General features: G+C 65.5%; 7 protein-coding genes and 1 tRNA gene. All 8 read right to left on the bottom strand.

The window, feature by feature from the left end; genetic code table 11:
* Positions 1-9: 9 nt before the first annotated feature.
* Positions 10-85 (bottom strand) — tRNA-Thr (locus ACYCTF_RS07695).
* A gap of 46 nt (positions 86-131) precedes the next feature.
* A complete protein-coding gene (locus tag ACYCTF_RS07690; RefSeq protein ID WP_461282381.1) occupies positions 132-566 on the bottom strand; it encodes a Fur family transcriptional regulator in 435 nt (144 codons plus the stop codon).
* A gap of 4 nt (positions 567-570) precedes the next feature.
* Positions 571-1,683, bottom strand: coding sequence for a glycine oxidase ThiO (gene thiO / locus ACYCTF_RS07685; RefSeq protein WP_461282380.1), 1,113 nt, complete (start codon positions 1,681-1,683; stop codon positions 571-573).
* A gap of 89 nt (positions 1,684-1,772) precedes the next feature.
* The gene (ispH, locus tag ACYCTF_RS07680; protein ID WP_461282379.1) at positions 1,773-2,714 is read right to left on the bottom strand and encodes a 4-hydroxy-3-methylbut-2-enyl diphosphate reductase; all 942 of its coding nucleotides are present in this window, start codon (positions 2,712-2,714) and stop codon (positions 1,773-1,775) included.
* A 17-nt stretch (positions 2,715-2,731) separates the two neighbouring features.
* Positions 2,732-3,169: an FKBP-type peptidyl-prolyl cis-trans isomerase gene (locus tag ACYCTF_RS07675; RefSeq protein ID WP_461282378.1), complete on the bottom strand. Its 438-nt coding sequence runs from the start codon at positions 3,167-3,169 to the stop codon at positions 2,732-2,734.
* Between the two features lie 6 nt (positions 3,170-3,175).
* Entirely contained in the window at positions 3,176-3,649 is a 474-nt protein-coding gene (gene lspA, locus ACYCTF_RS07670) for a signal peptidase II (RefSeq protein WP_461282377.1), read from the bottom strand.
* Positions 3,650-6,472, bottom strand: a complete 2,823-nt coding sequence (gene ileS / locus ACYCTF_RS07665; protein WP_461284764.1) for an isoleucine--tRNA ligase — start codon at positions 6,470-6,472, stop codon at positions 3,650-3,652.
* Entirely contained in the window at positions 6,469-7,410 is a 942-nt protein-coding gene (gene ribF / locus ACYCTF_RS07660; protein WP_461282375.1) for a bifunctional riboflavin kinase/FAD synthetase, read from the bottom strand. Before ribF ends, ileS begins: the two co-directional genes overlap by 4 nt.
* Between the last annotated feature and the right edge of the window lie 2 nt (positions 7,411-7,412).

Genomic DNA, 7,412 nt, shown 5'->3' with positions numbered 1-7,412 from the left:
TTGATTTTATGGTGCCGGTGAGACGAATCGAACGCCCGACCTACTGATTACGAATCAGTTGCTCTACCGACTGAGCTACACCGGCGTGGTGGCCCGCTACTATAACCGTTGGTCCGCGGAAAATGAAGGCTTCAGCTCACCGTCTCGGCGGCGGGGCGCAACCGTACGATCACCTCCACCCCTTCCACCTCCGTCCCCTGAGGTAAGGGCGGCAGACCGTCAACCGACATCGTGTGCTCTTCGATATCAAAGAGCTCGCCGGTCTCGACGTTGTAGAAGTGGTGGTGGGGCGCGGTATTTGAGTCGTAGACCACCCGGGCCGGGTCGATCACAACCTCACGGATGAGGCCCTTTTCGGCAAACACTCCGAGCGTATTGTAGACCGTGGCCTTGGAGACATGCGAACCGTCGCGGTTCACCAGACGAAACACTTCCTCGGCCGCCATGTGTATCCGCCGATACAAAAGGAGCCGCGCGATATCGACACGCTGCGCCGTGGGGTTGATCCCACGGTCCCGCAAAAGGTCGGCCAGCTCCTGACTTGTGTGGTCCTGAAAGGCTCTCACAGGCTCATTTTAGCACAGGCGTATCCTGCGCGCCCTCTAACCGCCGGTCGAGGCGGTAGGGGGCCGGATCGAGCGTCCCGTCGCGTTCAAGAACAAGGTCGGCCGCAAGCCGCGCCGAGGCGGGCGCGAGCACGATGCCATTGCGGAAGTGCCCGGTGTTGACGATGAGCCCCCGGATCTCGGGGTGCTCCCCGATGAAGGGGACACCCTCGGGGGACGAAGGCCGCAGACCCGCCCACTGATGGGTAACCGGGTAGGCGGCAAGCTCAGGGCAGATATCGTAGGCGGCGGCAATCAAATCTTCCCGCGCCGCCTCGGTCGTCTCCTTCACAAAGCCCACGCTCTCCATGGTGCTGCCGACCAGGACCGCCCCATCGCGCCGCGGCACGAGGTAACGGGCCGCCTTCAGGATCATAGGCTTAAGAAAGCCCGCTGGCGTCTGGATGACGATCATCTGACCCCGCATGGGGCGCACGGGTAAAGCGAGCCCGTACCGCTCCAGGAGGCCACGCGTCCACGCCCCACCGCACACCACGACCTGGGAGGCGGCCACCGTCTCGCCGTTGGCCACGATGCCCGTGAGGCGCGTGCGCTCGCGCGTGATGCCCACGACCTCGGCCTCTTCATGGACGGCGACCTTGAGCGCGCGAAGCTCAGCCTCCAAGGCTTGCAGCAGGCGCGGGCTGCGCACCTGAGCTACCGCCGGCATCCAGAGGCCCGCACCATCGATACCGCGATCGGGACAAACATCAGCGAGACGATGGGACTCAAGCGGCACCGCGAAGCGCTCGGCCCAGCGCCGCGCCTCGGCCCCCTCATCCTCGCCCAGACGCATGAGACCCGAGGGCGTCCATTCCGGGTCGATGCCCGTAGCGCGCGCCAGGGACTCGCAGAGAGCCGGATAGGCCGCCATGCTGGCCTTCGCCAGATGCGTGACGGGATCCGGGTAACGCCATGGATGCAGGGGCGACAAGATGCCGCCCGCCGCCCACGAGGCCTCGCGCCCAAGGCGTCCCTGATCGAAAAGCCGGATTTCGTGACCGGCCAAGGCCAACTCGCGGGCGGTCAGGAGGCCTATGACGCCGCCCCCCACGACCACAATGGGATGGGTTCGCACAGATGTCTTCTCATATGAGAGCCCCCGCCAGATACCCTCGGGGGAATGGGGCTTTGGACCTTTGCCTTATTCCTTTGGGGTCCCCAGTCTTACGAACGACGCACGGCGACCCGCTGCAGGGCCTTGGGAAGCGAGAAGACCACGGTCTCGACGGGCCCCTCCTCTTCCTCGACCAAGTGCGCACCCCACTCCCCCAGCCGGCGTATGACCGCCTGCACGGCGTGTTCGGGGGTCGAGGCCCCCGCCGTGATGCCCACGGCGGCGCTTTGTGTAAACCACCCGCGCTCGAGCCCCTCGGCCCCGTCCACGAGATGCGCCGGGACACCCATGCCTTGGGCGAGCTCGCGCAGACGATTGGCGTTGGAGCTGTGCGCGGAACCCACGACCACCACGACATCGCAGTGGCCCGCCAAAGCGCGCACGGCGTCCTGGCGGTTTTGGGTCGCATAGCAGATATCATCGGTGCGCGGGCCGCGGGCCTGCGGGAAGCGCGCGCGCAGCGCCTCTATGAGGCGCGCGGTGTCCTCGACCGACAAGGTGGTCTGCGTCACATAGGCGACACGCTCCGGATCCTGCACCGCCACCGTGGCAAGATCGTCCTCGGTCTCGATCAGATGCACACCGTCACTGACTTGCCCTAAGGTCCCCTCGACCTCCGGATGCCCGGCGTGCCCAATCAAAAGACATTGGTAACCGGCCTGCCGCCAGCGGACGACCTCCCTGTGGACCTTGGAGACCAAGGGACAGGTGGCGTCAAACACTGTGAGCGCGCGCTCGCGGGCCTCCTCGGTCACGGCGCGAGCGACGCCGTGGGCACTGAACACCACGGGCGCGCCTGCGGGCACATCCGCCAAATCCTCGACGAACACCGCGCCTCGGGCGCGCAGACCCTCGACGACAGTCTTGTTATGAACCACCTCGTGCCGGACATACACCGGCGCCCCAAGCTCCTCCAACGCACGCTCGACCGTCGCTATGGCCCGTTCCACCCCCGCACAGAAGCCCCGTGGGTTTGCGACATAAATCCTCATACTTGCCCCTCGGGCGCTCAATGGCCCCCGACTGCTACAACATCGACATCGAATATCAGATCGTGGCCGGCCAAGGGATGACTGAAGTCAACCTCGACACCGGTCTCCGCCACCGCCACCACCTGACCCATGGCCTCATGGCCATCAGGCAGTGTAAAGCTAAACGCCATTCCGGGGATAAGATCAACGTCCGTCGGAAAATCCCCCCGTGGCAGGATCTCGCGGGCCTTGTCCTCTTTGTCCCCATAAGCGTCCGCAGCGGCCACGAAGAAGCGCCCGCGCTCGCCAGCGGCCAGCCCCAGCAGGCAGCGCTCGAGGCCCTCCGGCAGGTCGCCCTGCCCTATGACCACCTCCCACGGCGCCTCATCGGGCGCGGTGCCCTCGACGCGGGTCCCGTCGGCGAGCGCCAACTGAAACCGCAGCGCCACATGTGAGCCTAGGACAATCCGCGACATAGGCCTCTAGTTCCTGCCCGTTGTCCCGCGCCGCCCGCGCCAGGCATCGACGCCGAGCAGCAGGGCCCCGATTGTGATCGCGCTATCAGCCAGATTGAAGGTGTACCAGTGCCAGGCGCCGATGTGGAAATCGATGAAATCCACGACCTCACCCAGACGCACGCGATCGGTCAGATTGCCGAGCGCACCTCCCAAAATCAGCATGAGCGCGATCGCGGTCAGCCGGTCGCGGCGGCCACCACGGACAAGGAAGCTGATGATGCCAGCCACGATGGCCACCGCCACGGCAATGAAAAAGGCGTTTTGCCAACCATCGGCGTTGCTCAGAAAACCGAAGGCGGCGCCGCGGTTATAGATGAGTGCCAGATTCAGAAAGCCGGTGAGATGTACGGACGCCTGCGCCAGATACCGTACCGCCAAGACTTTGGTCCACTGATCGAGCGCGAACACGGCCACCGCGATCAGGAGATAGCCGAACATCTAGGCGTACCTCCGGGGCTGCCCGATACCGGTCAAGCTGGCGTGACAGCGCCCGCAGAGCTCGGGGTGATCGGCCAGGGTCCCGACCTCTGGCCTATGATGCCAACAACGCGCGCACTTGGCATGTGCTGAGGGTTGGACCACGGCGAAGAGGTCGTCCCGTTCGGTCGCGGTCGCCTCCTCCGGGCGCGCAGCAAGCGCGTGCAGCCGCGCCTCCGAGGTGATGAAGACATAGCGCAGTTCCCCGGCAAACTCGGCAAGCCGCGCATGGAGATCGGGTCCGACATAGAGATCAAGTTCGGCGTCGAGCGAGGAGCCTACGGCACCGCTCACCCGCAGCCGCTCGAGCTCCGGCCCCACCGCCTGGCGCAGGTCGAGCAGCAAGGACCAGAAGGCGAGATCATCGGCGGCTGTGGCCGGGCCCTCGAAGTCGTGCCAGGTGCTCAAGAAGACGCTTTCGGTGCGCGCGCCTGGCATGTACTGCCAGACCTCTTCGGCCGTGAAGCTCAAGACCGGCGCCATGTGGCGGACGAAGACCTCGAGCATGCGCCAGAGCACGGTCTGCGCGGAGCGGCGTTCGCGACTCCCCGCAGGCGAAGTGTAGAGCCTGTCCTTCAGGACATCGAGATAAAAGGCGCCAAGATCGACGACACAGAAATGATGCAGCCTCTGGTAGACGATATGGAACTGAAAATCTTCGTAGGCCTCGCGCACCGAACGGTCGAATTCCGCGGCCCGCGCAAGCGCCGCTCGATCGAGCACCAGCAGATCGTCGAGCCCCACGGCATCGGTGTCGGGATTGAAACCTGCGAGATTGGCGAGCAGATAGCGCGCGGTGTTCCTGAGCCTGCGATAGGCCTCGGTGACGCGCTTTAGGATCTCGGGCGAGAGCGACATCTCGGCGCGGGTATCGGTCGCCGCGATCCAAAGCCGCAGGACGTCTGCGCCCAAAGACTTGGTGATCTCCTGGGGCTCTATGCCGTTGCCCTTGGACTTCGCCATCTTCTGGCCTTGGGCATCGACCGTAAAGCCGTGGGTAAGGACCGCCTTGTAGGGGGCTTGGCCCGAGTCGGCGACCGAGGTCAGAAGCGATGACTGGAACCAGCCGCGATGCTGGTCCGAACCCTCGAGGTAGAGATCCGCGGGGCGGCGGAGTTCGGGGCGCACCGCCAGCACGCAGGCGTGCGTCGAGCCCGAGTCGAACCAGACATCGAGCACGTCGCGCAAGGCCTCATAGTCTGGGGCCTCGGGGCCCAACCAATCGGCGACCGATCGCTCGAACCACCCATCCACGCCCTCGACTTCGATGACGCGCGCCACCTCCTCCATGAGGGCATCGGTGCGCGGGTGCAGTTCGCCCGTCGTCTTGTGCAGAAAAAACGGGATGGGCACGCCCCATACGCGCTGGCGCGAGATGCACCAGTCGGGCCGCCCGGCGACCATCTGCGCGATGCGCTGCTCGCCCCATGAGGGGATCCAGCGTACCTGCGCTATCGCCGCCAAGGCATCAGACCGCAGGCCCGCCGCCTCCAGCGATATGAACCACTGGGCGGTGGCCCGGAAGATGATGGGGGTCTTGTGGCGCCAGCAGTGCGGATAGCTGTGGGTGATGGTCTCCATAGCCCAGAGCGCCTCGCGCTCGCGCAGCACATCGACCAGACGCCGTGCACCCTCGCTGACCGACAAGCCCTCCACGAAGGGCGTGCCTGGCAGGAAACGTCCATCGCCGCCGACCGGTCCTTCGACCGGCAGGCTCTCACCGCTTGCGCGCTCATAGGCGCGGGCCGCCTGGTAATCCTCTTCGCCATGGGCGGGCGCTATATGCACGAGCCCGGTACCGGCCTCCGTGGTCACGTGCGCGCCCGCGATCACAGGCACCGTGCGCTCCAGAAAGGGATGGGCGAGCCTAAGACCCGCAAGCGCCGCCCCGCGCACGGTGATATCGGTCGCCGCCTCCTGAAGTCCGTAACGCCCGGCCACAGTCGCCGCCAAATCGTCCGCCACCAGCCAATGACCGCCGTCTTTGCGCATCAGCCGATAGACAATGTCGTCGTGCATGGCGACGGCGCGGTTCGCAGGCAGCGTCCAAGGGGTGGTCGTCCAGATCGGTAGCCACACGGTCCCCGGGCGCACTGTCACCCCCAGGCGACGCCAGAAATCCGCGCCATCGATCACGGCAAACGGCACGTCGACTGCGAGCGAGCGGTGATCCGCGTAATCGACCTCGGCCTCGGCCAGGGCCGACCGGCAGTCGATACACCAATGCACGGGCTTTTCACTCCGATAGACATGTCCGCGCGCCCGGATGCGGGCAAGCTCGCGCACGATATCTGCCTCGATGGCATAGTCCATGGTGAGATAGGGATGCACGAAATCCCCGAGCACGCCCAGCCGAATGAAGTCGTCCCTTTGCGCTGCGACCTGGCGGGTCGCGTAGTCGCGGCAGGCCTTGCGGAAGGCGCGCGCATCGACGTCGCGCCCGCAGCGCCCGACGGTCTTCTCCACAGCCAGCTCAATCGGCAGCCCGTGACAGTCCCAACCCGGGACATAGGGGGCATCGAAACCGGCAAAGCCCTTGGCCTTGACGATGATGTCCTTCAGGACCTTGTTCACCGCATGCCCGAGATGGATGCTGCCGTTCGCGTACGGGGGGCCGTCGTGCAGGACGTAACGCGGATGACCGGCATGGAAGGCGCGCACCCGCTCATAGAGACCGAGTCGCTCCCAGGCCTTCACCTGTTCAGGCTCGCGCGTAGGCAAGCCCCCGCGCATCGGAAAGTCCGTATGCGGCAGATTGAGCGTGTTCTTGTAGTCCGCCGTCATGATCCCCGTATTCCCCGTTTGGCAAAAAAGCTTTGCGCCGACACTCGGTCTTGATCGATCTGCGCTGCAAGCGCCGCAAGCGACGGGAACTTACGCTCTTCGCGCAGTCGCTCGAGGAACCGCACATCCAGGCGCCGTCCGTAGAGATCACCCGCGAAATCGAGCAGATGGACCTCGAGCAATACCCGCCCCCCGCCCACCGTCGGCCGGCGCCCGGCATTAGCGACACCGGCATATTCCCGCCCGTCATCGGTACGCGCCACGACTGCGAACACCCCGCTCACGGCCGGCGGGTCGGGCATCAGGATATTGGCGGTGGGGAAACCAAGCAGCCGCCCGCGGGCATCCCCGGCCACCACCCGCCCCTGCCATCCGTAGGGTTCCCCGATTAGCCGCTCGGCCTCGGGCATGTCGCCGCGCGCGAGCGCCTCCCGCAGGCGCGTACTGCTCACCCTCTGCCCGGTCTCGGTGAAGGTGGCCGTCGACTCGACAAAGAAGCCATGGCGCCGGCCCGCATCCTTCAGGAGTGCGAAATCCCCGGTACGACCGGCTCCGAAACGAAAATCGTCGCCGATGACGAGCCCGCGCACGCGCAAGGCCCCCACCACGACGTTCTCCACAAAATCGATCGCCGAGAGATCCGCAAGCAATTCATCGAAGCGCAACACCATCACGAGATCAATACCTGCATCCCGGAACGCCCGAAGCTTTGCGGACAGGCGCATGAGGCGCGGGCGCACCGTCGCACGCGCGAAATACTCTTGCGGTTGCGGCTCGAAGAGCATGAGGAGCGAAGGCGCGCCGCACTCCCGGGCGCGCGCCTTCAGGAGCCCGACCAGCTGCCGGTGACCCTGATGAAAGCCGTCGAAATTGCCAATGGTGACGACCGCCCCACAATGACGGGGATGGACGTTGTATAGCCCCCGAATACACTCCATGC

Source organism: Acidiferrobacter sp., assembly GCF_054609335.1.
Note: the sequence above shows the minus strand (reverse complement) of the source record. Positions and strands in the feature narration are given on the sequence as shown.

What these genes read in the sequence shown, in the direction of transcription:
- ispH (WP_461282379.1), bottom strand. Translation starts at nt 2,714, where the DNA reads ATGAGGATTTATGTCGCAAACCCACGGGGCTTCTGTGCGGGGGTGGAA.
- lspA (WP_461282377.1), bottom strand. Translation starts at nt 3,649, where the DNA reads ATGTTCGGCTATCTCCTGATCGCGGTGGCCGTGTTCGCGCTCGATCAG.
- ribF (WP_461282375.1), bottom strand. Translation starts at nt 7,410, where the DNA reads ATGGAGTGTATTCGGGGGCTATACAACGTCCATCCCCGTCATTGTGGG.
- ACYCTF_RS07675 (WP_461282378.1), bottom strand. Translation starts at nt 3,169, where the DNA reads ATGTCGCGGATTGTCCTAGGCTCACATGTGGCGCTGCGGTTTCAGTTG.
- ileS (WP_461284764.1), bottom strand. Translation starts at nt 6,472, where the DNA reads ATGACGGCGGACTACAAGAACACGCTCAATCTGCCGCATACGGACTTT.